Source organism: Mycobacterium sp. NGS33, assembly GCF_059812885.1.
This window is the reverse complement of record NZ_JCALDN010000001.1, coordinates 704,262-729,338: the sequence shown is the minus strand read 5'-3', so window position 1 is coordinate 729,338 and position 25,077 is coordinate 704,262. Positions and strand designations below refer to the sequence as shown.

Annotated in this window: 25 protein-coding genes and 1 pseudogene; 14 read left to right on the top strand and 12 right to left on the bottom strand. The window is 69.3% G+C overall.

Annotation, left to right across the window (positions count from 1 at the left end; genetic code table 11):
* Positions 1-34 precede the first annotated feature (34 nt).
* Entirely contained in the window at positions 35-712 is a 678-nt protein-coding gene (locus AC5Y5B_RS03295; protein ID WP_112635122.1) for a phosphatase PAP2 family protein, read from the top strand.
* A 99-nt stretch (positions 713-811) separates the two neighbouring features.
* Positions 812-1,471, top strand: a complete 660-nt coding sequence (locus AC5Y5B_RS03290) for a L,D-transpeptidase family protein (protein WP_112635134.1) — start codon at positions 812-814, stop codon at positions 1,469-1,471.
* 4 nt (positions 1,472-1,475) lie between these two features.
* Here AC5Y5B_RS03290 and AC5Y5B_RS03285 read toward each other — a convergent pair whose 3' ends face one another.
* Together AC5Y5B_RS03285 and AC5Y5B_RS03280 are read right to left on the bottom strand one after the other, a co-directional pair.
* Positions 1,476-1,952 carry a nuclear transport factor 2 family protein gene (locus AC5Y5B_RS03285; protein ID WP_500003461.1) on the bottom strand — a complete coding sequence of 159 codons (477 nt, stop codon included), beginning with the start codon at positions 1,950-1,952 and terminating at the stop codon, positions 1,476-1,478.
* Between the two features lie 106 nt (positions 1,953-2,058).
* Positions 2,059-2,703, bottom strand: coding sequence for a TetR/AcrR family transcriptional regulator (locus AC5Y5B_RS03280; protein WP_112635126.1), 645 nt, complete (start codon positions 2,701-2,703; stop codon positions 2,059-2,061).
* Positions 2,704-2,741: 38 nt separating this feature from the next.
* Between AC5Y5B_RS03280 and AC5Y5B_RS03275 the strand changes: the two genes are divergently transcribed.
* The 4 genes from AC5Y5B_RS03275 to AC5Y5B_RS03260 all read left to right on the top strand — a co-directional run bounded on the left by AC5Y5B_RS03275 (position 2,742) and on the right by AC5Y5B_RS03260 (position 8,075).
* Positions 2,742-3,971: a hypothetical protein gene (locus AC5Y5B_RS03275; protein ID WP_112635128.1), complete on the top strand. Its 1,230-nt coding sequence runs from the start codon at positions 2,742-2,744 to the stop codon at positions 3,969-3,971.
* 153 nt (positions 3,972-4,124) lie between these two features.
* Positions 4,125-6,074 (top strand): Hsp70 family protein, encoded by a 1,950-nt coding sequence (locus tag AC5Y5B_RS03270; RefSeq protein ID WP_500003458.1) that lies wholly within the window; start codon positions 4,125-4,127, stop codon positions 6,072-6,074.
* 133 nt (positions 6,075-6,207) lie between these two features.
* Positions 6,208-7,623 carry a DUF7159 family protein gene (locus tag AC5Y5B_RS03265; RefSeq protein WP_500003457.1) on the top strand — a complete coding sequence of 472 codons (1,416 nt, stop codon included), beginning with the start codon at positions 6,208-6,210 and terminating at the stop codon, positions 7,621-7,623.
* Between the two features lie 65 nt (positions 7,624-7,688).
* Complete coding sequence (locus AC5Y5B_RS03260) at positions 7,689-8,075, top strand: Rv0313 family protein (protein ID WP_112635332.1); 387 nt, start codon at positions 7,689-7,691, stop codon at positions 8,073-8,075.
* Between the two features lie 14 nt (positions 8,076-8,089).
* On the opposite strand, the gene AC5Y5B_RS03255 is transcribed toward AC5Y5B_RS03260, so the two are convergent.
* Positions 8,090-8,785 (bottom strand): DUF3060 domain-containing protein, encoded by a 696-nt coding sequence (locus AC5Y5B_RS03255; protein ID WP_112635330.1) that lies wholly within the window; start codon positions 8,783-8,785, stop codon positions 8,090-8,092.
* A gap of 58 nt (positions 8,786-8,843) precedes the next feature.
* On the opposite strand from AC5Y5B_RS03255, the gene AC5Y5B_RS03250 reads away from it, so the two are divergent.
* Positions 8,844-9,863 carry an NADP-dependent oxidoreductase gene (locus AC5Y5B_RS03250; protein ID WP_112635328.1) on the top strand — a complete coding sequence of 340 codons (1,020 nt, stop codon included), beginning with the start codon at positions 8,844-8,846 and terminating at the stop codon, positions 9,861-9,863.
* 45 nt (positions 9,864-9,908) lie between these two features.
* On the opposite strand, the gene AC5Y5B_RS03245 is transcribed toward AC5Y5B_RS03250, so the two are convergent.
* Positions 9,909-10,853 (bottom strand): NADP-dependent oxidoreductase, encoded by a 945-nt coding sequence (locus AC5Y5B_RS03245; protein ID WP_500003454.1) that lies wholly within the window; start codon positions 10,851-10,853, stop codon positions 9,909-9,911.
* A gap of 378 nt (positions 10,854-11,231) precedes the next feature.
* Between AC5Y5B_RS03245 and AC5Y5B_RS03240 the strand changes: the two genes are divergently transcribed.
* Positions 11,232-11,726, top strand: coding sequence for a MarR family winged helix-turn-helix transcriptional regulator (locus AC5Y5B_RS03240; RefSeq protein ID WP_112635324.1), 495 nt, complete (start codon positions 11,232-11,234; stop codon positions 11,724-11,726).
* Positions 11,727-11,861: 135 nt separating this feature from the next.
* Here AC5Y5B_RS03240 and AC5Y5B_RS03235 read toward each other — a convergent pair whose 3' ends face one another.
* On the bottom strand, positions 11,862-12,500 hold the full coding sequence (locus AC5Y5B_RS03235) for a hypothetical protein (RefSeq protein ID WP_205869232.1): 639 nt from the start codon (positions 12,498-12,500) through the stop codon (positions 11,862-11,864).
* A gap of 306 nt (positions 12,501-12,806) precedes the next feature.
* Between AC5Y5B_RS03235 and AC5Y5B_RS03230 the strand changes: the two genes are divergently transcribed.
* Positions 12,807-13,634 (top strand): glycoside hydrolase family 16 protein, encoded by an 828-nt coding sequence (locus AC5Y5B_RS03230; RefSeq protein ID WP_112635320.1) that lies wholly within the window; start codon positions 12,807-12,809, stop codon positions 13,632-13,634.
* Here AC5Y5B_RS03230 and AC5Y5B_RS03225 read toward each other — a convergent pair whose 3' ends face one another.
* Positions 13,635-15,077: a glycosyltransferase family 39 protein gene (locus AC5Y5B_RS03225; protein ID WP_240631876.1), complete on the bottom strand. Its 1,443-nt coding sequence runs from the start codon at positions 15,075-15,077 to the stop codon at positions 13,635-13,637.
* A gap of 222 nt (positions 15,078-15,299) precedes the next feature.
* On the opposite strand from AC5Y5B_RS03225, the gene AC5Y5B_RS03220 reads away from it, so the two are divergent.
* The 3 genes from AC5Y5B_RS03220 (at position 15,300) to AC5Y5B_RS03210 (ending at position 17,072) form a co-directional block, all read left to right on the top strand.
* On the top strand, positions 15,300-15,605 hold the full coding sequence (locus AC5Y5B_RS03220; protein WP_112635318.1) for a hypothetical protein: 306 nt from the start codon (positions 15,300-15,302) through the stop codon (positions 15,603-15,605).
* A gap of 74 nt (positions 15,606-15,679) precedes the next feature.
* On the top strand, positions 15,680-16,333 hold the full coding sequence (locus tag AC5Y5B_RS03215; RefSeq protein ID WP_500003845.1) for a GAP family protein: 654 nt from the start codon (positions 15,680-15,682) through the stop codon (positions 16,331-16,333).
* 67 nt (positions 16,334-16,400) lie between these two features.
* A complete protein-coding gene (locus AC5Y5B_RS03210; RefSeq protein WP_112635336.1) occupies positions 16,401-17,072 on the top strand; it encodes a GAP family protein in 672 nt (223 codons plus the stop codon).
* On the opposite strand, the gene AC5Y5B_RS03205 is transcribed toward AC5Y5B_RS03210, so the two are convergent.
* Positions 17,060-17,806, bottom strand: a complete 747-nt coding sequence (locus AC5Y5B_RS03205; protein WP_500003446.1) for a hypothetical protein — start codon at positions 17,804-17,806, stop codon at positions 17,060-17,062. The two genes, AC5Y5B_RS03210 and AC5Y5B_RS03205, sit on opposite strands and share 13 nt — an antisense overlap.
* A 28-nt stretch (positions 17,807-17,834) precedes the next feature.
* On the opposite strand from AC5Y5B_RS03205, the gene AC5Y5B_RS03200 reads away from it, so the two are divergent.
* On the top strand, positions 17,835-19,331 hold the full coding sequence (locus AC5Y5B_RS03200) for a bifunctional phosphatase PAP2/diacylglycerol kinase family protein (protein WP_112635313.1): 1,497 nt from the start codon (positions 17,835-17,837) through the stop codon (positions 19,329-19,331).
* Positions 19,332-19,333: 2 nt separating this feature from the next.
* Here the strand turns inward: AC5Y5B_RS03200 and xylB are convergent.
* The 4 genes and pseudogenes from xylB to AC5Y5B_RS03180 all read right to left on the bottom strand — a co-directional run.
* Positions 19,334-20,721: pseudogene (gene xylB / locus AC5Y5B_RS03195) on the bottom strand (xylulokinase); the annotation flags it as partial.
* Positions 20,718-22,121 carry a mannitol dehydrogenase family protein gene (locus tag AC5Y5B_RS03190; RefSeq protein ID WP_112635843.1) on the bottom strand — a complete coding sequence of 468 codons (1,404 nt, stop codon included), beginning with the start codon at positions 22,119-22,121 and terminating at the stop codon, positions 20,718-20,720. The gene AC5Y5B_RS03190 and the pseudogene xylB, both read right to left, overlap by 4 nt.
* Positions 22,122-22,169: 48 nt before the next feature.
* Positions 22,170-22,514, bottom strand: coding sequence for a DUF732 domain-containing protein (locus AC5Y5B_RS03185; protein WP_112635845.1), 345 nt, complete (start codon positions 22,512-22,514; stop codon positions 22,170-22,172).
* Positions 22,515-22,666: 152 nt separating this feature from the next.
* On the bottom strand, positions 22,667-23,005 hold the full coding sequence (locus AC5Y5B_RS03180; protein WP_112635847.1) for a DUF732 domain-containing protein: 339 nt from the start codon (positions 23,003-23,005) through the stop codon (positions 22,667-22,669).
* A 485-nt stretch (positions 23,006-23,490) separates the two neighbouring features.
* Between AC5Y5B_RS03180 and AC5Y5B_RS03175 the strand changes: the two genes are divergently transcribed.
* Positions 23,491-24,045, top strand: a complete 555-nt coding sequence (locus tag AC5Y5B_RS03175; protein WP_289176578.1) for a hypothetical protein — start codon at positions 23,491-23,493, stop codon at positions 24,043-24,045.
* 149 nt (positions 24,046-24,194) lie between these two features.
* Here AC5Y5B_RS03175 and AC5Y5B_RS03170 read toward each other — a convergent pair whose 3' ends face one another.
* Complete coding sequence (locus AC5Y5B_RS03170) at positions 24,195-25,010, bottom strand: L,D-transpeptidase (protein WP_289176577.1); 816 nt, start codon at positions 25,008-25,010, stop codon at positions 24,195-24,197.
* Positions 25,011-25,077: the final 67 nt, after the last annotated feature.

The following is a 25,077-nucleotide window of genomic DNA, read 5'->3' as shown; positions in this document are numbered from 1 at the left end:
ATGTCATGGGGGGCACTGCTGGTATCGGTTGGGTATGACTCGCCCGAGGATGCCGATGGCACTGTGGATCGCGGCAATGGCCGCGGCGGTGTACGCGGTGCTGTGGGTCGGCTACTGCCGGCACTGGGCCTGGCTGCACCGGATGGATGGGTCGTTGCTGAACGAGGCCCGCGACATCGCGGTCAAACACCCGTCGTGGCTGGGGTTTTGGCAAGGCGTGTCCTACGTGTTAGGCCCGGTGCCGATGTCCGTGCTGGGCATCGCGATGACGGTGTTGGCCCTGGTGATGCGCAATGTGCGGGCCGCGCTGGTGCTGGTGTTCGCGTGCGGGCCGCTCAACGAGTTCGCCACCGCGGCGGCCAAGGCCCTGGTCAACCGTCCGCGTCCGGCGACCATGCTGGTCGTCGCGCCGTCTAGTTCGTTTCCGTCCGGGCATGCGCTGGAGGCGATGGCCGCCCTGCTCGCCGTGTTGTGCTTTTTCTTTCCGATGATGAACCGGTCGATCCGCCGCGTCGCGGTCGCGGTGGTGGCCGTGTCGGTGCTGATGGTCGGCGTCTCCCGGGTGGCGCTGAACGTGCACTATCCGTCCGATGTGCTGGCCGGCTGGTCGCTGGGCTATCTGTATTTCCTGGTGTGCCTCTTGATTTTCCGGCCCTCGGCCCGTCGGACGGCCGGCCCGCAGCGCCAGATCGAAAACGCTGCGGTGTGCTAACGGCGGTGTCGCGGTGGGGATTTGGTCACGGCGCGGTGACCTAACTGGGGCCGAAGCTTTACTTGACCCCGAAGATGCGCACGTTTGACGATGGAGTGCATGCACCGACTGCTCGCTTCGCTATGCGCCGCGGCGTGCGTACTTGTCGCTTCGCTGGTGCTCGCCCCGATCAGCGCCGCGGCCGGCGCCCCCTGGTTCGCGAATGCGGTAGGTAATGCGACGCAGGTGGTTTCGGTGGTCAGCACCGGCGGTTCCAACGCGACGATGGAGATCTTCCAGCGCACCGGCACCGGCTGGCAGTCGCTGCGCTCCGGCATCCCTACCCACGTCGGTTCGGCCGGGATGGCGCCGCAGGCCAAGAGCGGCGTTCCGGCCACCCCGATGGGCGTGTACAGCCTGGACTCCGCGTTCGGCACCGCGCCGAACCCGGGTACCGGCCTGCCCTACACCCAGGTGTCCGGGCCCAACTACTGGTGGAGCGGCGACGACCACAGCCCCACGTTCAACTCGATGCAGGTGTGCCAGAAGGCGCAGTGCCCGTTCAACACCGGCGACAGCGAGAACCTGCAGATCCCGCAGTACAAGCACGCGGTCGTGATGGGCGTCAACAAGAACAAGACGCCGGGTGGCGGCGCCGCGTTCTTCTTCCACACCACCGACGGGAAGCCCACCGAGGGCTGCGTGGCCGTCGACGACGCTCAGCTGGTGTCGATCATGAAATGGCTACGGCCCGGCGCGGTCATCGCCATCACCAAGTAACGCCTCAGTCGGCTGCGATGGCCCGACCGGGCTTGAGCGTGAAGTTCAGCCCTTCCAAAGACATTGTGGCGTCGTAGGTTCGGTCGTAGCCGGTGCCGCTGATCTTCCAGCCGGCATCGGTGCGGCGGTAGGTGTCGCGGTAGAAGGCCGCTCCGATCAACATGAAGTTGAAATCGGCCACCATCACCCGGTCCTGCAGATACCAACTGCCCGTTGCGGTGTCGCCGTCGACGGTGATGTCGGGATGCGTCACCCGGTGCTCGGTGATGACGTTCGCCGGCAGCGAGTTCCGCATGTACTCCACCAGGTCGGCGCGATTGGTGAAGTGCAACTCGTTGCCGATCGACGGCCCGTAGTCGGCCTTGATGTCCTCGGCCAGGGTGTCGGTGAAGTCGTCCCAATGTTTGGTGTCCAGCGCGCGCAGATACCGGTATTTGACTTGCTTGATCGCTTCGATATCGGCGAGATCGTCGAGGGTCATCCCGTCATTGCAGCACACGGTGTCACGCCGCCCGCGCTCGCATCGACGAGCCGGTCGCCGAAACGTCAACCACCGGTCATACTGTGCGGCGTGTCGGGTGCGTGGTTTACGTGTCGCGATAGCCGTGGCCTTCGGAGAGGTAGCCGGTGACCATGTCGACGAGGGCGCGTCGCTCCAGGCTCCAATCGATGGCGGTGCCGGTGACCATCTGGGCCAGCACCACACCGCGCAGCGTGGCCCAAATGACTTCGGCCACACCGGCATGCGCGGGATCGGTGGTGATCAATCGCCCCAGCTGGCCGATCGCGGAATTCATGTCGAGCAGGTGGCGCCGCGACGACGGGTCGGGGCCGCCGCGGGTTTCGCGCAGGATTTCGAAGGCGGCCATCGACGTGGGGCTGCTGTAGCAGCTCCAGGCGGTGTCGACCACGACCTCGATGCGTTCCCGCAGCGGCAGCTCGCTGACATCAGCCGACGACAGGCTGTCCACCAGCCGGGCCACCCCGTCGTCCACCACGGCCATCAGCAGGCCGTTGCGATCGCCGAAGTGGTACTGGATGACACCCCAGGTGACCCCCGCACGCTCGGCCACGTGCTTGGCGGTGGCGGCCGAGAAGCCCTCCTCCACGATGCAGCGGACCGTCTCGTCGATGATTTTCGCCCGGGTGTCATCACCGCGCTTGCGGGGCGCGGTCGTTCGCCTGGTGGGCCCCACCGGGCGATCGGGTCTTTGGCCGGCGACGATAGGCATTGTTGACTTTATAACATAGCCGAGTCTATTTTTGGGGCGTGAGCAGCCCCTCGCGATACGCGCAATTGTCCCGTGACGAGCTCGTCGTGCTGGTTCCCGAACTGCTGCTGATCGGGCAGCTGATCGACCGGTCCGGGATGGCCTGGTGCATCTCCTCGTTCGGTCGCGACGAGATGGTCCAGATCGCCATCGAGGAGTGGGCGGGCGCCAGCCCGATCTACACCCGGCGGATGCAGAAGGCGCTGAACTACGAGGGCGACGACGTCATCACGATCTTCAAGGGCCTGCAGCTCGACATCGGTGCGCCACCGCAATTCATGGATTTCCGGTACACGGTCCATGACCGCTGGCACGGCGAATTCCACCTCGACCACTGCGGTGCCCTGCTCGACGTGGAGCCGATGGGCGAACAGTACGTGTTCGGAATGTGCCACACCATCGAGGATCCGACGTTCGACGCCACCGCGATCGCGACCAACCCGCGCGCCCAGGTGCGTCCCATCCACCGCCCGCCCCGCACGCCGGCCGACCGGCACCCGCACTGCGCGTGGACCGTCATCATCGACGAGTCCTACCCGGAGGCGCAGAGCATCCCGGCGCTGGACATCGTCAGCCGAACCCGCGCCGCGACATGGGAACTCGCCGCCATCGATCCCTCGGACGAGGGGCAGGCGGATTACTCGGGACCCCTGCTGTCCGACTTCGACTTCGCCGCCTTCTCCCATTCGGCGCTGGTCCGGATGGCCGACGAGGTCTGCCTGCAGATGCACCTGCTCTACCTGTCGTTCGTGATCGCGGTGGCCGCGCGCGCCGCCAACGACGAGGAAGCCGTCGGCGTATGCACCCGCGGCCTGACCGGCATCGCGGGCGTGGCCGCCGAACGCATCCACCGCGCACTGAAGCTTCCCAGCGGGATCGACGGGGCGCTGCGGGTCCTCGAGCTGCACCCGCTGCTGAACCCCGCGGATTACGTTGTCGCCGAGACGGAGTCAAACCGGCTGCACGTCCGTCCGTCGCCCGCCCACGACGACGGGGCCTGGATCTCACTGTGCTCGCCGGATTCCGTCCAACCGCTTCAGGCGATCGCCACCGCGGTGGAACCGCGCATCGAGGTCCGAGTTAGCGGAACGGCCACCGACTGGACGGCCGAACTGGTCGAAACCGACACGCCCGCCGAGGAACTGCCAGAGGTTTCGGTGGTCAGGGTCAGCGGCGGAGCGACGTTCCAGTTCGAGCCCAGGCGTTCGCTGCCCTTGACGGTGTTGTAACACAAAGCTTTTTGTCAAGGGGTTTTCGGTACCGCTTCGGTGACGCAAGCGCATCGAGCGGATACCAATGACATTGCGAAGCATCGGCTTTCCGCGTGTCCGCGGCTATCGTTAACGCTGCCACCGACCCCTATAGACGAAGGTTTTCGCTCTATGTACGACCCACTCGGGTTGTCGATCGGGACCACGAACCTGGTCGCTGCGCGTAATGGAAGCCCGCCGGTTACCCGCCGGTCTGTGGTTACCCTTTACCCGCACTGTGCGCCGAAAATTGGTGCGCCCGAAGAGAATCCGTGCCTAACCGAGCCCGGCGTGCCGATGAGAGGTTTCATCGAGCGCATCGGTGATTCCGTCGCGCTGGCGTCGCCCGACGGTTCCGCGCACGACCCCGGACTGCTGACGGTGGAGGCGCTGGACGCAATGGTGCTGGCCGCCGGTGCGGATGCGGCGTGCTCGGAGATCTCCATCGCCGTGCCCGCGCATTGGAAGCCGGTGACCGTGCAGGCATTGCGGGACGCCCTGCGGACCCATGTGGGCTTCGTGCGAAGCGGGATGGCGCCGCTGCTGGTCAGCGACGCCATCGCCGCGCTGACCGCGGTCAAGTCCGAGCTGGGACTGCCCGACGAGGGTGTGGTGGGCTTGCTCGACTTCGGCGGCAGCGGCACGTCGGCCACCCTGGTCAATGTCGCGGGGGACTTCGAACTCGTCAGTGCGACACTGCGTTACACCGCGCTGTCCGGCGACGAGATCGACCAGGAGTTGCAACTGCGCGCGTTCGAGGAGCTGGGTCGTGGCAGCGGACTGGACCCGGCCAGCACCGCAGGCGTCGGACAACTCGGCGAACTCAGGGAACAATGCCGCGCCGCGAAGGAGCGGCTCTCGACCGACATGGCCACCGACATCGCCGCCGTCCTCGGCGGGCGCAGTTGCAGCCTGACGCTCACGCAGGACGACCTCGAAGAGCTGATCCAGGATCGGCTGACCGGCTTCATCTATGCCTTCGACGACATGCTGGTGCGCTACCGCAAGAGCTGGTCCGACCTGGCCGCGGTGGTCACGGTCGGGGGAGGCGCACGCATTCCGCTTGTCACCGAACGCCTTTCGATGCACGGCCGCACGCCGATCCTGACGCCGTCGCAACCGGCCCTGGCCGCGGCCAGCGGGGCGCTGATCCTGGCTTCCCGCGGCGGCGAGCTGGACCTGCGCACCCGGACCTCGATAGGGCTGCTCGCGTCGGCCGACGCCGCCGGCGACGTCGTCGACCTGGGGGCCGGTGACGTGCTGGTGATCGACGACGAGGCGCTGACCGATCGCGAATTGGCTTGGTCGCAAACCGAATACCCCGGCGACCTGCGGATGCGGTTCGGTGGGGAAACCTACGACGAGGACGGTCCGGCCGGCTGGTCCATGCGGCTCAACGTCATCGCGCCGCCGCGGGAACGGCGGCCATGGCTGCGGCTTCGGTTCTCCCAGTTGGTCATCGGCATGTCGGCCGTGGTCGCCATGACCGCGATCGGCGGGGTCGCCTACACGCTGACCGGGATCGAAAACCGCCAGGCGCCACCGGCGCCCTCCGTCGCGCCCCTGCCCGCGCCGCCGGCCAACTCGGTGGCGCCGCGCCCGGCCGCACCACCGCCGCCCACCGCGGTGCCGCCGCCCCCGCCGCCGCCGGCCAGTGCGCAACCGATCCCCAGCCCGGCGCCGCCACCGCCGCCCCCGCCGCCGTCCCCGCCACCGCCGCCGGTGGTGGTCACCACCGCACCGCCGGCACCCGTCTACACCCCCCGGCACACGGCGCCGCCCACCACCGCGCCGCCGCAACCGACGATCACCACGACGGTGCCGCCCCCACCGCCGATGGAAACCAGCACCACGCCGCCGCCCCCGCCGCCGCCGACGACGACCAGCACGACGGTGCCCATGACGACGGAGTGGATACACGTTCCGCTGCTGCCGATACCGATCCCGGTGCCGGTTCCGCAGACCCAGGCTCCGGCGACCCCGCAGTATCCGCAATATCCGCAGCAATATCCGCAGTATCCGGGGAACCAATACTCGCAGTATCCGGGGACGCAGAATCCGTTCCTCGGGCCGGGTTACTAGCGTCCTTCCTGCGTACGCACACCGCCTGCGGGGTTAGCCGCACGCGGGTAACGTTTATGTCACCAAGTTCGGACGGGGTTCATCCCGTCATGCCCTCCCGGGAGGGCGTTGAAAAAGACCTTGGAGGCGTTACGTGGACATCGTGCTTGGGGTGTCGATGGCTCCCAGGACAGTCCGCCTGGTAGCGATCGAAGGCCAAAATGCGGACGGCGTGACCGTCGAACAAGAAGAGTTCGCGGTTGGGTCCGTTGATAATTCGGCCGCCGGTGCGGTCGGTCAGGTGATCGACGCAATCATCGGCACCCGCGAAGGAGTGCTCGAGGGCGGCCACCGGCTGACCTCGACCGGGGTCACCTGGAGCGACCCCGCCGGCGTCGGGGCGCTGCGGGACGCGATCGCCACCCACGAACTCGACGGCGTGATGCTGGTCGCACCGTTGCTGGCCGCGGCGGCGCTGGCGCAGACGGTGGGATACGCGCTGGGCTACGAGCGCCTCGCGATGCTGTTCGTCGAGCCGGCCAACGCGACCCTGGCCGTGGTCGACGTCGCCGACGGCTCCATCGTCGATCTGCACCGGCGCCAGATCGGCGACGGTAGCGCCGACGGCCTGGCCGTCGAGCTGGCGTCGATGGTCTCCGGTCTGGACGCCCGCGGATCGCGCGCCAACGGTGTGTTCCTGATCGGCTGCGGAACCGACATCGTGGCGCTGAAGCCCACGCTGGAGGCGGCCACGCCGCTGCCGGTCACCGGCCCCGAGGAGCCGGACATGGCGCTGGCCCGCGGCGCGGCCCTGGCGTCGGCGAACGCCCCGCTGTTCGCGTCGTCGACGGCGGCCCTGGCCTACGCGCTGGACCCGGGCACGGGCGAAATGAATCCGCCCGCCCTCGGCCCCACCTACCTGGACGTCTGGGGCCACGCCGACGTCGACACCGACGTTCGGGCGTACAGCGCCGTCGCCGACGACGACGAGACGCCCCCGCGCCGCCCCTGGTCCATGCTGTTGGCCGGTAGCGCCCTGGCCGGCATCGTCGCGGTGATCGGCGGGGTGGTGCTGGTGACTTTGACGTCGGACCGCCCGGGGCCGGGCGTGCGGCACGACTCCGGCGTCAGCGTCGCCACGCCGGGAGTGCAGCTGCCGGCGGCCCCGCCGAGCACTCCGCCGCAAGCGCAGCTGCCCGCCCCGAGCCCGGCACCGCCGCCGCCCGCCCCCGCGCCCAGCCCGTCGGAGGTGGCCGCCCCGGCGCCCGCGCCGTCGCCGGTGGAGCAGCCCGCGCCGCAGGCCCCGGTCACCGTGCCGCCTGCGGCGCCGGTCCGGCGCGCCCCGACCCGCCCCGCGCCGCAGTATGTGCCGCCACCCGTCGAGCGCCCGGCGCCCCCGCCGGCCGCGGCACCGGTCGCACCCCCGCCGGCGGCACCGCCCCCGGCGCCCCCGCCCGCCGCGCCGCAGCTGCCCCAGCAGCCGCCGGTGACGATGTATCTGCACTTCCCGTTCGTCACGGTGCCGATTCCGATCACCCCGCCGCCCCCGCCTGCGCCACCGGCTCCGTAGCGCGTGGCAAACGGTCTCGACTGAGCGCACACTGGCAGTTACGGCACGAGCGCCAAGGAGGTCGCGTGGGCGAGCACAGTGGATTCGGATTCGACCCCGACGAATTCGATCGAATGATTCGGGAAGGCAGCGAAGGCCTGCGCGACGTGTTCGAGCGAGTCGGCAAGTTCGTGGCCGGCCCCGGCGGCCGGACGGGCTGGTCCGCCGTCTTCGACGACCTGACGCGTCGCCCGCGCGGCGCCCCGGAAACGGCCGGCGAAGCGGGTGAGGGCGTGTGGGCTATCTACACGGTCGACGCCGCCGGCGGGGCGCGCGTCGAACAGGTCTATGCGACCGAACTCGACGCGCTGCGGGCGAACAAGACCAACGTCGATCCCAAACGCAAGGTGCGGTTCCTGCCCTACGGCATCGCGGTCAGCGTCCTCGACGACGACACCGAAGAGCCTGCGTAGCAAGCGCTTTCGGCTCAGCCCTGGCCCACCACGTTCGAGCCGCCGGAGTTGCTGATCTTCGGTGCGCCCGAGTGGTAGGTGACCTTGTTGTTGAAGCCGGAGGCCTCGATGCTGTCGACGGCCTCCACGGTGATCGAATTCTGCACGCCGGACACCGACAGGCTGGCGCAATGCCCGGTGATCGATACCGTGTTGGAAACCCCACTGACGCTGACGATGTTGTCGTTGCAGGCGATGGTCCGGTTCTCGTTGATACCGGAAACGCTGAGCTCGGTGCCGGGCGGAGCGGCCGGTGAGGTCGAGGGCGAGGCCGACTTGCGGCGGGAGGTCGACGGGCCGGGGCTCATCGAAACGCTCGGTGGGCCAACCGTTGTGGAGATGGTCGGCGGCGTCGCGATGATCGACTTGACCCCCGAAAGCCGGTGCGCGGCGAACGCCGCGATGCCGCCGGCGAGGGCCAGCACACCGATGGCGACGATCGTGCCGAGGATCCACCACGCGCGGTTGGCGGACGGGCGTTGCTGGGGCGGTACGAACGGGGGGCCACCGTACGTCCACGGGGCGGGCGGCGGTGGCGGGGCACCCGCCGGTCCGGGGGCATAGTTCTGGCCGGCGGGCTGCGCGCTGCCCTGCTCTGACGCCCGCGCCGCCTCGGCGAGCGGGCGTTCGAGTTCCCGGATCCGGTCTTCCGGGTCTTCGTTTGCTGCCATGGGAATGAATATGCCATTCGCTTCTGCGTTTACGGCCGGTTCGGTAGTTTTTACGATCGTGCCCGATCTGCCGAATCGCCAGGTCCTCCTCCGTCGCCGCCCTTCCGGGCTGGTCCGGCCGGACGACACGGAAATGGTCACCACACCGGCGCCCGAACCCGCCGACGGCGAGGCGCTGTTGCGCACCACCTACGTCGGCATCGACGCCGCCGCGCGCACCTGGCTCGATGACCAGCCCAGCTACCTCCCGCCGGTGCAGCTGGGTGAGGTCATCCGGGCGGCCGGGATCGGCGAGGTGGTGGCATCGCGGTGCGACGCCTACGCCGTCGGCGACGTCGTCACCACGCTGACCGGCTTTCAGGAATACGCGCTCATCCGCGACGACCTGTTCAGCACGCCGATCCCCGGCGAGGACGACCAGCTGGCCATCATGTCGGTCTACGGGCCGACCGGTGCCACCGCCTACTTCGGGATGACCGACATCGGCCGCCCGCAGCCGGGGGAGACGGTGGTGGTGTCGGCGGCCGCGGGCGCCACCGGATCGATCGCCGGGCAGATCGCCAAGATCGCCGGCGCGCGGGTGGTGGGCATCGCGGGCGGCCCCGAGAAATGCCGGGCGGTGGTGGAGGACTTCGGCTTCGACGCGTGCATCGACTACAAGAACGACGACGTCGCTGCGGCCCTGAAAAAGCATTGCCCGCAACGGGTCGACGTCTACTTCGACAACGTGGGCGGCCCCATCCTCAACTCCGTGCTGGGCCGCCTGGCCGCCCGCGCGCGCGTCGTCCTGTGCGGCGTCATCTCCAGCTACCTGACCGGAGAGCACCCCGGGCCGGCCAACTACGTCAACCTGTTGTCCAAGACCGCGTTGATGCAGGGGTTCAACGCGCTCGATCAGTGGGGACGCTTCGACGAGGCGTTCGCCGCGCTACGCCAGTGGGAGGCCGAAGGCCGACTTCACCACCGGCAGACCATCTTTGAGGGCATCGAGTCGTGTGTCGATGCCCTCAACGGCCTGTTCACCGGCGTCAACGTCGGCAAGACCCTGGTCAGGCTCAGCGAACCCAGTCCCCGCTAGGTGGCATCTCCTCGGACGGCCTGACGGCCGGCCACACCCTGGTGGCTACTGGTGGGTGGGGATGAGGATGGTCTTGCCGTGCAGGCTGCCGCTGTCGGAGTCGGCGTGCACGGCCGCGGCCTGCTCCAGCGGGCGGCGGTCGGCGACCTCGATGCGCAGTTGCCCGTCATCGACGCGACTGACCAGCTCGGCGAGCTGGGTGGCGTCACTCCGGACGAAGACCCGCTGGCTGCGGACCCCCCGGCCCGGGTTCTGCGGCCCGAAAACCATGGTGCCGACGTGGAAGCCGCCGTCGGCGACGACACCGATCAGGGCTTCGGTTTCTTCATCGGTGGTGCTGACGAGGTTGAGCACCACATCGAACGGTGCACCCGCAACGTCGATCGGCGAATGCGTGTAGTCGATGTAGCCCACGATTCGATCCGCACCCAAACCGCGCAGCCGCTCGGCATCGCGTTCCCTGGCCGTCGCGGTGACGACCGCTCCGGCCCGCTTGGCCAATTGAACCGCATAGCCACCGACCGCACCCGAGGCGCCGTTGATCAGGATCGTCTGCCCGGCGGTTAAACCGGCGATCTCGAACAGCGCCTGCCACGCCGTCAGCGCGGCCTCCGGCAGCGCCGCCGCGTCGGCCAGGTCCACCGACTGCGGCGCGGTGGCCAGCGACTCGGCCGGTGCTATCGCGTACTGGGCGGCAGCGCCGTCGGCATCCAACGGCAAAAACGCCACCACAGTGTCGCCGACGTTCCACCCTTGCACGCCCTCCCCGATTTCAGCGACGGTCCCGGCGACGTCGACACCGGGGATGTGCGGGAAGCCGATCTCGTACACCTCCGCCAAATAACCGCCGCGGATGCCTGCATCCACCGGGTTGAACGAGGTGGCGGCTACCTGCACCAGCACCTGGTGCGGGCCTGGCACAGGTCGCGGTGCCTCCTCGTACCGCAGAACGTCGCTACCGCCGTATTCGTGGTATCGCACGGCCTTCATGGTGTCCCTCCTTGGTCGTTGCTTCAACTTCGAAGCAGTTACACCGTCTACAACTCGCTTCAATGTCGAAGCAATCCCAAGGGTCCAGTGATGGTCGTCATACCGGTGACTGGCGCACGATCGCCCGTGTCAGTCAGTTGGTCGGGGGCGGCAGCCGGTAGTAGCCGACCAACGCGAGGAGTCGTGGCGCGTAATCCACCGAATTGACGACCAGGCCCGCGGAGTCCCACTTGTAGGGGCACTCACCCACGCGGACACCGTCATATCCGCGCCAGGATTACGCCTGATTTCTGGGCTGCGCTTCACGGGTTGGCCATTCTTGGCGCCGGCCGCGCACGCCTCGAAATCGCTGCGACGTCGAAGCATTAAGATGGCCGCATGGCCAAAGGCCTCAAGCCGGCGCAAATGCGCACGTACTTCGCCCTGACGGAAGCAGCCAGCCTGCTGCAGTACGCCGTGCGAGAGCAGTTGCAGGCCGAGGGTGGCCTCAGCTACGTCCAGTTCGAGGTCTTGGCCAAACTAGTCGACGCCGATCGGCCGCTGACGATGACGGAACTGGCCGACGGTGTGGTCTACAGCCGCAGCGGCCTTACCCATCAGGCCGGACTTCTGGAAAGTGCGGGGCTTATCACCCGCAAGGTCAGCACCCATGACAAGCGCGCCACTGCAGTCGGCATCACCAGGGCGGGCCGAGCCCGTGTCGACAAAGTCCTCCCCGGTCACATCCGGATCGTGCGCGACCTGCTGTACGGCACGCTTTCCGACCAGGACGTGAACACCCTGGGCGACCTCATGGGTCGTATCCGCGACCACATGCGTGACCGGCCACCCCGCTCGGCCGCACCGCGCAAGCGTCGCACTGGTACGAAGTGATCCAAAGCGCGCGGCCCTGCTGACCGGCTCACACATACCCGTTGTGCCGGTTGCTCTTTCGATGGCGGCCGGCCTTGCACTGCGATCAGCGACACGGGCAACCGAGAAGGTTCCCGTGCCAGCGTCGCCGGCGCCCTAGGCCGCGCCGAGAACCCGGTGCAGCGCCTTGCGCGCGTCGGTCAGCGCCTCGAGCACCTTGGTCCGGGTCTCGGCGAGCTGCTGCTTTTGCTCGTCCGTGCCCGTCCAGGCGATCGTGCGGGCCAGCCCCGCGATCTCGAAGAACTCCTTGCGGATCTTCAGAACGTCACCGAACTTGGCCGCCCGGCCCAGGAAGGCGTGCGCGGTCTCGCTGCTGATTCCGCGCCAGGCCAACAGGTTTCGGCCGAGCTCGGTCAGCGTCGCCACGCCGCCGTCGACGGTGACCACGCCGCGGCCCGCGAGAACGCCGATCGCCAGCTCGGCCACGTCCTGCGGAGGGGTGAACGCGCCGCCGGTCGCGTCGGACACCCGCTGCACCACCTGAGCGGCGTCGGCCGGCCCGTCCAACAGCAACGCCGCGGTGACGAATGCCGCGCGCCTGAGGCCGTGACGGCCCTTCTTGCCGAACGGCGCCAACCCGGGACCGCCCGCGCCCGGGCCGCCGAAGCCCGGGCCGCCGAAGCCGGGGCCACCGAACCCGGGACCGCCAAAGCCCGGACCGCCGAAACCGGGCCCACCAAAGCCCGGGCCGCCGAAACCGGGCCCACCGAAACCACCGAAGAATCCATGAGACATGGCTGTTGTCCTTTCTCGAACCATCAACCTCCTTGATACCAGCGGAAAGGGGTATGTCAACCAGATTGATGGTCGACGGGGGAAATCCCAGGAAATCGGGGCCGCTGCTGCTATCGTCGCTTGCTTATGCCAGCGGAATGTCGGCGACGGACCGGCGCGCGGGTGGTGACCGGCTACGGCGCGCGCGCGTCCCTATCGAGGGATGCGCGCCACCCCACCGCGTGGTTTCATAACACCGTTTGCGAGAGTTGCCTGGGGAGATCGCGCCGAGCTTGACGAGCCGGCTTTCAACGATGGGTGGTTTAGATGGATCGTCGCAGCATGATGCTGATGTCGGGCCTCGGCATGATCGGGGCGGCGATGCGCTTGCCGGGTGCCTGGGCCACCCCCTCGGGCCCGCCGGTGCCGGCCGCGCCGGCGGCGGGCGGCGGCGGCTACATCTTCGCCGACGAGTTCGACGGTCCGGCGGGTTCGGCTCCCGATCCGGGCAAGTGGACCATCCAGACCTGGCAGGACGACGTGTTCCCGCCGGTCGCGGGCATCTACCGCGACGACCGCCGAAACGTGTTCCAAGATGGCAACTCCAACCTCGTCCTGCGCGCCACCCAGGAAGGCGACACCTACTACGGCGCCAAACTGCGGGGCAACTTCCGCAGCATGATCAACCAGACCTGGGAAGCGCGGATCAAGCTGAATTGTCTGGACCCGGGCCTCTGGTCGGCGTTCTGGGGCGTCAACGAGGATCCGCTGCCGGACGGCGAGGTTGACCTTTTCGAGTGGTACGGCAACGGCTCGTGGCCGCCGGGAACCACGGTGCACGCCGCCTCGAACGGCAAGACGTGGGAAGGCAAGTCCATCCCCGGCATGGTCGACGGCAACTGGCACACCTGGCGAATGCATTGGGGCGAGGACGGATTCCAGTTCGCCCGCGACGGGGCGCAGTACTTCAGCGTGCCGAACAAACCCATCCACGTCCACGGCGGCGCCCCCGACGACTTCCGCTGGCCGTTCAACAATCCCGGCTACTGGATGACGCCCATGTTCACCCTGGCCGTCGGTGGCGTCGGCGCCGGTGACCCCGCGGCGGCGACGTACCCGGCGGACATGCTCGTCGACTGGATCCACATTTGGTGACTAGCGCTGGGCTTTGATCACCTGGACCAGGTTGAACTGCCAGCGCTCCACCAGCCGAAAGCCGAGGTCGTGCGGCACCGCGAAGGCGGTGCTCGCCCAATAGACCGGCCCCGGCGGTAGCGCCGGGCCCTGCTCGTGCGACGGCTGCGACGGGTCGGCCTGGGTGATGATCCAGACGACGCTGCACTGGCTCAACGGCCTGGCCACCACCTCGGGGATGAGGTTGGTGTCGAACACGTCGTTGCGGTCGGTCGCCTTCTGCCACAGCGTCAGGTCGATCAGCTTGCGATAGGCATCCGGTCGCGCCGCCATCAGCGGTCGCATGGGGGCCGGCATGAAGGTCACCGTGTCGTTGACCAGTAGGCAATCGCCCGGCGCCGCCTTCGCGGTGATCAGGTCGGCGACCTGGCTGTAGTCCATGCCGTATTTGGCATACGGGTTACGTTGCACCCGAACGTAATTGGGCGCGGCGGCCACGGCGAAAAGACCGACGATCGCCGTCGTGGCCCACGGTTTGGCGGCCACCGCGCCGGCGCAGACGCCCAGGATCAGCGCCAGCGCCGGCGCGGTGAAGCACAGGTATCGCGGTGTGTAGATCGGATGAACCAGTGCCGAATACACCACGATCGCGGCCGTCGGTGCGGCAAGCCACCCCGCCGCCAGCACCAGCAGCTGGCGCTGCGACCCCGTCGGGCGCGCGGAACCACTGAGCCACAACACGATTGCCGCACCGATCAGCAACGCCGACAGCACGGCGAACGGCGGGCATCGTTCGAAATACTGTTGCATCACCACGTCTTCGATGGTGCGGTGACCGATGGGTGCGACCCAACTGATCTGGTGTGCCTGCCCGGCGACCGTCATCAGGAACGGCAGCAACGCGGCCACCGCGAGGCCCGACGCAATGGCGAAGCCCGCCAACGCCGTTCGGCTTCGGTGGAAGACGCCGACGAACACGGCATACGCCGCGAGCAGCAGGGCGACGTACGCGTCGAGCACGATCGAGCAGGCCAGCGCGATGGCATACGACAGCCACAGCCAACCGGTGTCGCGGCGCGCGGCGTAGACCAGCAGGACGGTGAGCCAGACGGCGGCCATCATCGACATGGCGTACGGGCGCGCCTCGATGGCCGCCCACGTGGTCCGGGGCAGGATCGCGCAGAACACGCCGGAGGCCACCGCGACGGTCCGGGAGGAGAACTGCTTGCCCAGCACGACGACGCCCGCCGCGGCCGCCCCCACCGCCAGCGCGCTGGGGGCGCGCGACCAGAACTCGGTGGGCGGAAAAACCTGGAACCACCCGTGCATGAGCAGGTAGTACAAGCCGTGGACGGCGTCGACGTTGCCCAGCATGTGCCACATCTGGGTCAGTGACCGGCTGTAGGCGGCCGAGATGGTCGCGGCCTCGTCGTACCAGAAGGACGGCCGGGCCGCGCCGGCCATTCCGACCGCGGCGGCCAGCAGGGCGACGAGCACCGGGTCCAGCACCGCCGGGCGGCGACCCCGCAGCGCACCGCGGCGACTCGGTGATTCCTCGGTCGTTCCGATGCTCACCGAACCGCCCGGGACGTCGCGGTTTGGCTGAACACACCGCTATGTTGCCAGAAGCGAACCGGCCCGCTCGGCGGGCTCAACGCGCCATGCATTCGAACGTATGATCGATCAATGGGTCCGCTCGTGTCGATCGGGTACAACGGCCAACCGGTCCGGAGCCCATTCCGGGTGGTCCGTCCGGCCGTCGCCGTCCTGGTCGACCTCACGGTGCTGTTCCCGCGCGAGCCGCACCGCTCGGGGCGGTATCAGCCCAACGGTCTGCAGCTGCACAAGGTCGTCGAGGGGTGGCTGAGCTGCTGGGCCCTGTGCGAGCAGGGCGACTGGTGGGGGCTGGTGACCTACCCCGTCGCCTACGGAGCCAAGCGCCGAACGGTGACGCACTGGGTGCCGGCCTGGACGCTGCGCCGCAAAGGCTGAGGGCCGCGGTCGCGCTCTGCGTGAGCGCCACGCCAATGCGATGATTGCTGCCCGTGGACGCAAGTTGGGCCTCGGTGCTGAGCAAGCTCATCGCGTTGGCGGCGGTCATCGCCCTGTCGCCGATCACGGTCATTCCCGCCGTGCTGGTGCTGCACGCGCCCCGGCCCAGGCCGACCAGCCTCGCTTTTCTGGGCGGCTGGCTCCTGGGCCTGATCGCGCTGACCGCCGCGTTCGTCAGCGGCTCGGAGTTGCTCAGCGGTTTCCACGCCACGCCGCCGAAATGGGCGTCGTGGGTGCGGGTGGGCTTCGGTGTGGCGCTCCTCGCGCTGGCGGCCTATCACTGGTTCACCCGGCATCGGCAGCGCAGCATGCCGCGCTGGATGCGGTCGTTCTCCACCCTCTCGCCGGTGCGCGCGGGGGTGATGGGGACGGTGCTGGTGCCCCTGCGGCCCGAGGTGCTGATCCTGTGCGCGGCCGCCGGCCTGGCCGTCGGCAACAGCGGCCTGGGCGCCGGCGCGCAAGTGGTCGCGGCCGCGGTCTTCGTCGTCCTCGCCGCGTCGACGGTCGCCGTCCCGATATTGGCCTACGTCGGTGCCGGTGATCGCCTCGACGATGCGCTGGAACGCCTCAAGGCGTGGATGGAGGCGAACCACGACGCGATGATGGCGATCATCCTGCTTCTGATCGGATTGATCGTGCTCTACAACGGGATTCGCACGCTGGCCTGATCCGGATCGGGGCGGATACGGCGCGTTTCGGCGTCGCATCGCCCGCGGCAATGGCAGGATGCCGCCCATGGCAGGAAGCTGGGGGACGGTGCTGACCGGGCTCGTTCCGCTTGGACTGGTCATCTCGCTCTCTCCGCTCACGGTCATTCCGGCGGTGCTGGTGCTCCAGGCGCCGCGGCCGCGGCCGAGCAGCCTCGCGTTTCTGGGCGGTTGGTTGCTGAGCCTGTCCGCGCTGACCGCGATCGCGGTCGCGGCCTCCGGCCTGCTGGGCGGTTTGGACAAGGCGCCGCCGCGGTGGTCGTCGTGGCTGCGCGTGGTGCTCGGTTCGGCGCTGATCGTGTACGGCATCTACCGATGGCTCAACCGGCACGGTCAGTCCGAGTCGCCGGCCTGGATGCGTTCGTTCGCCAGCATCACCCCGGCCCGCGCCGGGGTCATCGGGGCGGTGCTGGCCGTGGTGCGACCGGATGTGGCGCTCATCTGCGTTCCCGCCGGGTTGGGCATCGGCACCAGCGGCCTCGGTCTGACCGGTGACTGGGTGGCCGCCGCGTTCTTCGTGGCCATCGCCGCGTCCAGCGTCGCGATCCCGATCCTGGCCTACCTCGCGGCAGGCAGCCGGCTCGACGACACGCTGGCGCGGCTCAAGGACTGGATGGACCGCAACAACGGTGCCCTACTCGCGGCGGTGTTCGTGGTGATCGGCGCGATGGTGCTCTACCACGGGATTCACGCCCTATAACCGCCGTCGGCCAGGCCCGCGTCCTCTTCGAACCCGTTCACCGCGCCAAAAGCCAACTCGCGGAACAACTCCCGACCGTAGCCGGTGAGCATCCCCAAATAACCCCGGTCGGCCCATTGCGCGGCGTGCCGCTCCTCGTGGTGCAACACCCGGTCCAGGTCGAGGCGGCTGGGGCGCGGGGCGCCGGCCCGGTCGAGAAACCACGCGCACCCCGACGAGACGATCCGGTGCAGCTGCCCGCCCGGGTCGGCGACCCGGCCCGCATTGACCAGGAAGATGTCGCCCCAGGTGGTGCCGCCGCGCTGGCTGAACAGCCGCTGGATCCAGTTGCCGCCCAGGCCCATGAGCATGCCGTTGGGGGTGGTGACCAGGCGTCCCCCGTTGCGGTGCACGAATCCGACATCGCGGGTGTAGCTCCAGCGATTCGCGTTCTGCCGGGCCATGATTCGGGCCACCTCGGCGGCGCCGTAGGGGGTGGCGGGAAAGTCGGTGGGCCGCGTGTCCGGCTTGCCGTAGCCGGTGTCCGCGTTGAGGACGTAGGTCATCAGCGCGGCGTCGCGGGCCCGCGCACCGTCGGCGTAGGCCGGGATCAGGAAGAACGATTTGCCGTGCGGATCGGTGAATTCGGCCATGCCCTCGAGGACCCCGAAGCGCGCGGCGGTGACGCCGTAGCGGCGGGCGATCTCGGCGACGACGGGCGCGGTCACGCCGCGGCGATCGGCGTTGTCGCGCATGTCTTCGGACCAATTTAGGGTGTAGCGAATGAGCAGGGGGCCCTGGCAACGCGCACGCGGCATCAAACAGATCACCCGGGGACTGGGCACGCTGGATCGAGAACTGTTCGATGCCATCGCCGAGACGGACACCCCGCTGCTGGACGCGGTGATGCCGCCGCTGACCCGGGCGGCCGACCACTCCAAGCTGTGGGTGGGCATCGGCGCGGCGCTGCTGGCCACCGGCAAGCAAAGCGCGCAGCGCGGCGCGACGCGCGGGCTGGTGACGCTCGCCGCCACCAGCCTGGTCACCAATCAGGTCGCCAAGCGGATCCGCCGACGGCCCCGGCCCGGTTACGACCTGGTGCCCTTGGTCCGGCAGGTCCGCCGCCGCCCCACGTCGAACTCGCTGCCGTCGGGACACTCGGCCAGCGCCGCGGCGTTCGCCATCGGGGTGGGGCTGGAGAACCCGCCGCTGGGTTTCGGGCTGGCGTTGCTGGCCGGGCTGGTGGGTCTGTCCCGGGTCGTCACCGGCGCGCACTACCCCGGCGACGTCATCGCCGGATTCGGCATCGGCTCGGGCCTGGCCGTGCTGGGCGGCCGGCTCGTCCCCCCGATCGTCGAAACCGCCCTTCCGCGAACGGAACCGCTTCGTGTCGCGGCGCCGCAGCGGCCCGATGGCTCCGGCGTGGTGCTGGTGATCAACCCGGAGTCGGGCAGCGGCACCGGGGCCCGAGTGGTCGACGAGGTGCGTGCGGAGCTGCCGAAGGTGGACATCCGCGAGCTGGGTCCCGACGACGACCCGGTCCAGGTGCTGCGCGGCGCGGCCGAAGGTGCCGAGGTGTTGGCGGTGGGCGGCGGTGACGGCACCGTCGCGGCCGCCGCGGGGGTGGCCATCGACGCGGGGCTGCCCCTGGCCGTCTTTCCCGCCGGGACGTTCAACCACTTCGCCAAGGACATCGGCTGCGACACCGTCGCCAAGACGGTCGACGCGATCCGGCGCGGCCACGTGGTCTGCGTGGACCTGGTGTGCCTCAACGACTCTCAGATGGTCCTCAACACCGCCAGCATCGGCGCCTACCCGGCCTTCGTGCGGCGGCGCGAAAAGCTCGAGAAACGCATCGGCAAGCCGCTGGCCGGCCTGTACGCGATGCTGCGCACGCTGCGCAAGGAGCAGCCCGTGCGCATCCGTTACGACAACAAGACCCTGCTGACGTCCCTGTTCTTCCTGGGCAATTCGCTGTACCTGCCGAGCGGGTTCGCGCCGGCGCGGCGGACGAGGATGGACGACGGTCTGATCGACGTGCGCATCCTCGAGACCGGGCGGCACTGGGCGAGGACCAGGATCCTGACCGCGCTCGCCCTGGGCCGCCTGGAGCGCAGCCCGCTCTATCACGAGCTGCAGGTGCCGGAATTCAGCTTCAGCGCCGTCGACGGTCCCACGGTCATCGCGTGCGACGGCGAGGTGGGCGCGAAATACGACAAGGCCAGCTTCAGCGCGAAGTACCGGATACTGCCGGTGTTCCGGCCGCTTCCCGGCGACTAGGCGGTTCCCTCGGTGAGGTCGCGCACCCGCGCGTAGCGCGCCGTCACCTCGGGTGCGGGGGCGGCGGTGTATTCGGTGGTGGGCGGCGGATCCCACGCGGGCGGGCGGGGTGATCCGCTCAGCGCCCAGGCGGCCTGCCGCGCCGCGCCCAGCGCGACATATTGGGCCGGGGCGGGTACCAGCACCGGACTGCCGAACACCGTGGGCGCGATCTCGCGCAGCGCTTGCGATTGCGCGCCGCCGCCGATCAGCAGGATGCGGCGCACGGCGACGCCGTGCGCGGTGAGCTGCGCGACGCCGTCGGCCAGCGAGCACAGCAGTCCTTCCACCGCGGCCCGGGCCAGGTTGGCCGGCGTCGCATTGGACACCCGCAGCCCGTGCAACGCACCGGAGGCGTTGGGCCGGTTGGGTGTTCGTTCGCCCTCCAGGTACGGGACCAGTACCAGCCCCGCGGCGCCCGGGGCGCCGACAGCGCGAGCCGGGACAGCTCGTCGTGGTCGACCCGCAGCATCGCGGCGGCCGCCTCCAGCACCCGCGCGCCGTTGAGGGTGCACACCAGCGGGAGGTAGCGTCCGGTGCCGTCGGCGAACCCGGCGACGAATCCCGCGTCGTCGCGGATCGGGTCCGCGGTGACGGCGGCCACCACCCCCGAAGTCCCGATCGACACCATCACGTCGCCCTCTTCGGCGCCAAGGCCCAGCGCGGCGGCGGCGTTGTCGCCCAAACCCGCGCCGAACACCGTTGTGCCGCCGCCGGTGTGGTCCGACGGTCCCAGCACGGTCGGCAGCCCGGGGCACCGGCCGCGCAGGGCCAGTTCCAGCAGATCGAATCGGTAAGCGCCGGTGGCGGCGTCGTAGTAGCCGGTGCCGCTGGCGTCGCTGCGATCGGTGGTCAGCGCCGCAAGGTCTGCCTGGCCACGCAGGCGCCACGTCAACCAGTCGTGCGGCAGGCAGACCGCCGCGGTGCGGTCGGCGTGGGCCGGCTCGTGGTCGGCGAGCCAGCGCAGCTTGGCCGCCGTGATCGCGGCCAGCGGCACGACGCCGACGGCCCTGGCCCAGGCCCGCGGGCCACCCAGCTCGTCGACGAGTGCGCGCGCGGCGTCGGCCGAACGCACGTCGTTCCACAGCAGCGCCGGGCGCACCACCCGGCCGGTCGCGTCCAGGCACACCATGCCGTGCTGCTGCGCGCCGACGGCCACCGCGTCGACCCCGTCCAGCCCGCCCGCGGCCGCGATGGCCTGACGAGTCGCGGATTCCCATGCGGCAGGGTCGATTTCGGTGCCGTTGGGGTGGCTGGCGTGGCCCTCGCGAACCACCCGGCCGGTGGCGGCGTCGCACACCAGCACCTTGCAGGACTGGGTCGAGGAGTCGATGCCGGCGACCAGGGTCACGGCGGGTCGGCCCCGAGCAACGCCCGCAGGGTGGCGCGCGCGCCCTGCTGGTGCAGCGAGTCCAGCGCCCACAGGTAGGCCTCGCGGAAGCGCTCGTGGTCGACGAGGTCGCCGAAGACCGCCCGGTTGGCCAGGAATGCGAGCCGGTCGTCGCGCTGCGCGCGGGCCAGCGGCACCAGGGTGTCGGCCAGGCGGTCCACCACCTCGATCGGTTCGCCCCGTTCGTCGACGCCCTCGGCGTAGCGCGCCCAGCTCGCGACGATCGCCGCGGACAGCCGCACCGGCCCGCCGGCGCGCAGGTTGTCGCGCACCACCGGCAACAACCACTTCGGGATGCGGTCCGAGGATTCGGCGCACAGCCTGGCGACGGTGTCGCGGATGTAGGCGTTGGCGAAGCGCGGCAGCAGGCCGGCCCGGAACTCGTCGAGGCCCGGGACGCGCCGCAGCGTCGGCATGGCCTCCGAATCCATATAGCGGGCAAGGAAATCCGCGATCACCGGATCCTGGGCGGCGTCGTGCACCAGCCGGTATCCCGCGAGGTAGGCGAAATAGCACAGGCCCTGATGCCCGGCGTTGAGCAGCCGCAATTTCATCGCCTCGTACGGCGCCACGTCCTCGACGAGTTGCACCCCGGCCCGATCCAGCGGCGGGCGGCCGTCGGCGAAGTTGTCCTCGATCACCCACATGGCGAACGGTTCGGCGATGACGGGCCAGGCGTCGGCCACCCCGAATTCGGACTCCAGCCGCTCGAGCACGTCGGGCGTGGTCACCGGTGTGATCCGGTCGACCATCGAGTTGGGAAAGGTGGTCTTCTCGCGCATCCATTGCGCCAGTGCGGGATTCACTCGTTCGGCGGCTGAGGTGAAGACGCGCCGGGCCAGGTCTCCGTTGCCGGCGATGTTGTCGCAGGACACGATCGTGGGGGAGGGCAGGCCGCGCACGCGCCGCCGGTCGCACGCCTCGGCCACCAACCCGAACACCGCGCTCAGCGGCGGCTGGTAACCACCCTCGGTGATGGTGAGCGAGATGATCCGGGTGGCCGGATCGGCCAGCAGCTCGATCACCGAGTCGGGATCGTCGGGCGCATAACGGTAGTCGACGATCGCGCCGATCACCCGCGGCTCGCGGGTGCCGTCGGGGTGCTCGAGGATCAGCGTGTAGAGGTGGTCCTGGCCGCGCAGGGCGTCGCGCATGCGCTCGTCGCCCGGCAGCACGCCGACTCCGCAGATGCCGAAGTCGTGTGCGAGCCCGTCACTGAGCAGCCGGTCGATGTACATGGCCTGATGCGACCGGTGGAAGCCGCCGACGCCGAAATGTGCTATGCCGACGCCGATTTGGCTGCGGTCATAGGTCGGGACCGGGATCTCGAGGCCGGCCAGGTTCCGTGCGCTCAGCTTCACTCGAGTGTCACCCTAGCGCGGAGCGGACTGCCCGCCACTAGCTCGCCGTCAGGCGTTGGGGCACAGGTCGCGCAGCGCGAAGATGACGACGTCGGCGGCCTGGCGGCCGTTGATGCCCCCGGTGCCCTGGTCGGCGTCGGAGCGCTGCAGCGCCAAGCCCTCCAGCTGTTGCGGGGAGGCGCCCCAGGAAAGCTGCTGGCACAGGTCGGCGCCCATCTGCAGCAGCTCCGGGTCGCCGCCGTTGACGGCATGGATGCCGGCGTTGTGCAGGTCGTTGAGGAAGGCTGCCCCGTCGGCCCGCGCCGGGCCGGCGCAGAGGACCCCGGCCAGCACAAGTGGGCCACTGGCCAGCGCCGCGCCCATCACCCGGCCATATCGCCTGCGTGCCGCCATCCAACCTTCTCCTTACGTCTGCGCCCGATGCGGATGATGCACTTTTACACAAAAGTGCGACGACCCGCTGCGCAAAGAAATCGGGAGAGTGAATAGTCGGCAAAGAACGGCCGGTCGCTAGGCCGCCGAAGTCTGTTGGATCGGGGCCCTTTCTAGCTGGGGCACAGATCGCGCATGGCGTAGACGACCACGTCGTCGGCCTGTTTGGCGCTCAGGCCACCCGCCCCCTGCTGGTCGTCGGAGCGCTGCAGCGCCAAGCCTTCGAGCTGCGCGGGCGGAGCGCCCCAGGAGATTTGCTGGCATACGTTCAGGCCGGCCTGCAACAGCGCGGCGTCGCCGCCCGAGACGGCGTGGACCCCGTCGCGATGCATGTCATTGAGGAAGCCGGCCGCGTCGGCCTGCGCTGGACTTGCCCAGACAAGACCGGCCAGAAGCGGGCCGCCGAACAGGGCTGAACCGATGAACCCGGCGGCGAGACGACGTGGTGACATGGCCCCTTCTCCTCTTCCCGTCAACAGTTCTAATCACGATGTTAACTTCTACGTAACCTTGGGAACGATAACTGTTCACCTACAGTTTCCTGTGAAGGACCTGCGGAAAAATAAAGTCCGTGGGATTTGAAGTCGGCCAGCCGAGCATCCGGGCGGCTGTCCGTCGGGCGCTACGACGAGGGCGCGGCCAGCACGCGGGATCGCCGCACGACGCGCCCGGTCGGCGGCGTGGCCGGGGGGCGACGATCGCTGAGTACCGCTACGGCGCAAGCCCATTCGTGCAGGTCGATCGGTGTCCGCCGAGGGTGTTCTGATTCGTGACGCCGTTGTGACGTCACCATTTGGAAACGGCGCGGTGCGGCGTGGCGCGTGTCGCGCGTCGGCTGCTGACAATTGGCGCGGTCGTGAAAAGCGGCCTCGGTACGGCTAGGCGGGCCTGCTGCACCACATGATTGCGGAAATAGCTGAGCGTGAATAAAGGAGAGTTGACGCTGATGGCGATCGTCGATCGGTTCAACATCAAAGTAGTTGCCGGCGCTGGGTTGTGCGGAGCTGCTATCGCGTTGAGCCCCGACGCGGCGGCCGCCCCGCTGATTACGGGCGGCCACGCGTGCATTGAGGGGCAGTCGGGCGAGGTGGCGCCGGCCGCCGGTGGCCCGGCAGCGGGCGCCGGAACAGTGGCCGCGGGCGCACCAGCCGGCGGCGTGTGTGCGGCGCCCATGACCGACATGTCCGGCGTGCCGATGGCCGTGCCCGGGCCGCTGCCGATCGGTGCACCGCTGCCGATCGTGCCGCCGCTGCCCCTGGCGCCGCCGGTGCCGCTCGTGCCGCCGGTACCCGTCGTGCCGCCGGTACCCGTCGTGCCGGCCGGCGCGCCGCTGATCGCCCTGGGCGGGCCGGCGGCCGCTGGTGCTCCCCTGGAGGCGGCGGCTCCCATCATCGACATGTCCGGGGTGAAGGATGCGCCGAGCGGACCGGCACCCACCGGCGGCCCGACGGCCGGCCAGCCGATCCGCCCCGGTCCTGCGGGCGCGAGCTGAGGCCACCTCAGCTTCGGAACGGGCCGGGCCCGCTGGTGTTCACCAGCGGGCCCGTTTCGTTCGCGGTGAAAAGCTCTCTACCGCAGCGCGATTAAAGCTCCGCACCCGGGCTTGCGCCGGGGTGCGGAGCTGCGTAACGGGTTGGCGGATCAGTCCTGGACGATCACCGGGTCGCCCACGTGGACGTGGTCGTAGTACCACTCGGCGTCGTCGGGGCTGAGGCTGATGCAGCCGTGGCTGACATTCTCGAGTCCCAGGGCGGGGACGGCCCACGGGGCGGAGTGCACAAACAGGCCGCGGCTGGTGATGCGGACGGCGTAGTTGACCGTCAGCAGGTAACCGTTGGGGTCGTCGACGGGGATGCCGACGCTGCTCGAATCCATCGTCACCGCTTCCTCTTTGGACAGGACGGTGTACGAGCCGACCGGCGTCGGGTATTCGGGCCGGCCCATCGAGGCGGGCATCACGCCCTGCTCGCCGAAGTGCGGCCGGTGGTGCGGCGCGGGCAGCGAGGTCGGCGGTCCCGCCTCGGCGCCGTCGATGCTGACGGTGAAGGTGTGTTCGGAGATGCTCGCGACGCCGATCACGGCGGGGCCCGTCTTGATCTCGGCGGCCGCGCCGCCCACCGTCAACGGAATCGTGCTGTGCGCCGGCCAGTATCGGTCCGGCACCCACTGCACAACCTTGTTGTCGAGCCATTCGAACCTGCCGGTCATCGCGGGTGTCGACTTGACTGCGACGGCGCGCTCGGCCGCCTGCCGCAGGGCCGGGTCGGTGATGGGGGCGGTGAAGCGCACCTGGATGGGGTGGGCCACGCCGACCACCTCGTCGCGCCCCGGGGAGATCGACGCGACCGCGAAACCATGCGATTGGTTCGCCGCGGCCAGGCTTACCCCGGCCGGCGTCACGACAACACTCGCAGCGGTTCCGATGACCGCAAGAACACACCGAACACCCGTCCGCATGGCCCCATTTCCTTTTAACTGACAGAGTTGTAATAGGGATGATAAATGTGTGCTGACCTGCGGAAGC

What these genes read in the sequence shown, in the direction of transcription:
- AC5Y5B_RS03290 (WP_112635134.1), top strand. Translation starts at nt 812, where the DNA reads ATGCACCGACTGCTCGCTTCGCTATGCGCCGCGGCGTGCGTACTTGTC.
- AC5Y5B_RS03240 (WP_112635324.1), top strand. Translation starts at nt 11,232, where the DNA reads ATGGCCAAAGGCCTCAAGCCGGCGCAAATGCGCACGTACTTCGCCCTG.
- AC5Y5B_RS03210 (WP_112635336.1), top strand. Translation starts at nt 16,401, where the DNA reads ATGGCAGGAAGCTGGGGGACGGTGCTGACCGGGCTCGTTCCGCTTGGA.
- AC5Y5B_RS03230 (WP_112635320.1), top strand. Translation starts at nt 12,807, where the DNA reads ATGGATCGTCGCAGCATGATGCTGATGTCGGGCCTCGGCATGATCGGG.
- AC5Y5B_RS03170 (WP_289176577.1), bottom strand. Translation starts at nt 25,010, where the DNA reads ATGCGGACGGGTGTTCGGTGTGTTCTTGCGGTCATCGGAACCGCTGCG.
- AC5Y5B_RS03235 (WP_205869232.1), bottom strand. Translation starts at nt 12,500, where the DNA reads ATGTCTCATGGATTCTTCGGTGGTTTCGGTGGGCCCGGTTTCGGCGGC.
- AC5Y5B_RS03270 (WP_500003458.1), top strand. Translation starts at nt 4,125, where the DNA reads ATGTACGACCCACTCGGGTTGTCGATCGGGACCACGAACCTGGTCGCT.
- AC5Y5B_RS03205 (WP_500003446.1), bottom strand. Translation starts at nt 17,806, where the DNA reads ATGCGCGACAACGCCGATCGCCGCGGCGTGACCGCGCCCGTCGTCGCC.
- AC5Y5B_RS03285 (WP_500003461.1), bottom strand. Translation starts at nt 1,952, where the DNA reads ATGACCCTCGACGATCTCGCCGATATCGAAGCGATCAAGCAAGTCAAA.
- AC5Y5B_RS03280 (WP_112635126.1), bottom strand. Translation starts at nt 2,703, where the DNA reads ATGCCTATCGTCGCCGGCCAAAGACCCGATCGCCCGGTGGGGCCCACC.
- AC5Y5B_RS03185 (WP_112635845.1), bottom strand. Translation starts at nt 22,514, where the DNA reads ATGGCGGCACGCAGGCGATATGGCCGGGTGATGGGCGCGGCGCTGGCC.
- AC5Y5B_RS03220 (WP_112635318.1), top strand. Translation starts at nt 15,300, where the DNA reads ATGGGTCCGCTCGTGTCGATCGGGTACAACGGCCAACCGGTCCGGAGC.
- AC5Y5B_RS03255 (WP_112635330.1), bottom strand. Translation starts at nt 8,785, where the DNA reads ATGGCAGCAAACGAAGACCCGGAAGACCGGATCCGGGAACTCGAACGC.
- AC5Y5B_RS03225 (WP_240631876.1), bottom strand. Translation starts at nt 15,077, where the DNA reads ATGGCCGGCGCGGCCCGGCCGTCCTTCTGGTACGACGAGGCCGCGACC.
- AC5Y5B_RS03180 (WP_112635847.1), bottom strand. Translation starts at nt 23,005, where the DNA reads ATGTCACCACGTCGTCTCGCCGCCGGGTTCATCGGTTCAGCCCTGTTC.
- AC5Y5B_RS03245 (WP_500003454.1), bottom strand. Translation starts at nt 10,853, where the DNA reads ATGAAGGCCGTGCGATACCACGAATACGGCGGTAGCGACGTTCTGCGG.
- AC5Y5B_RS03200 (WP_112635313.1), top strand. Translation starts at nt 17,835, where the DNA reads ATGAGCAGGGGGCCCTGGCAACGCGCACGCGGCATCAAACAGATCACC.
- AC5Y5B_RS03295 (WP_112635122.1), top strand. Translation starts at nt 35, where the DNA reads ATGACTCGCCCGAGGATGCCGATGGCACTGTGGATCGCGGCAATGGCC.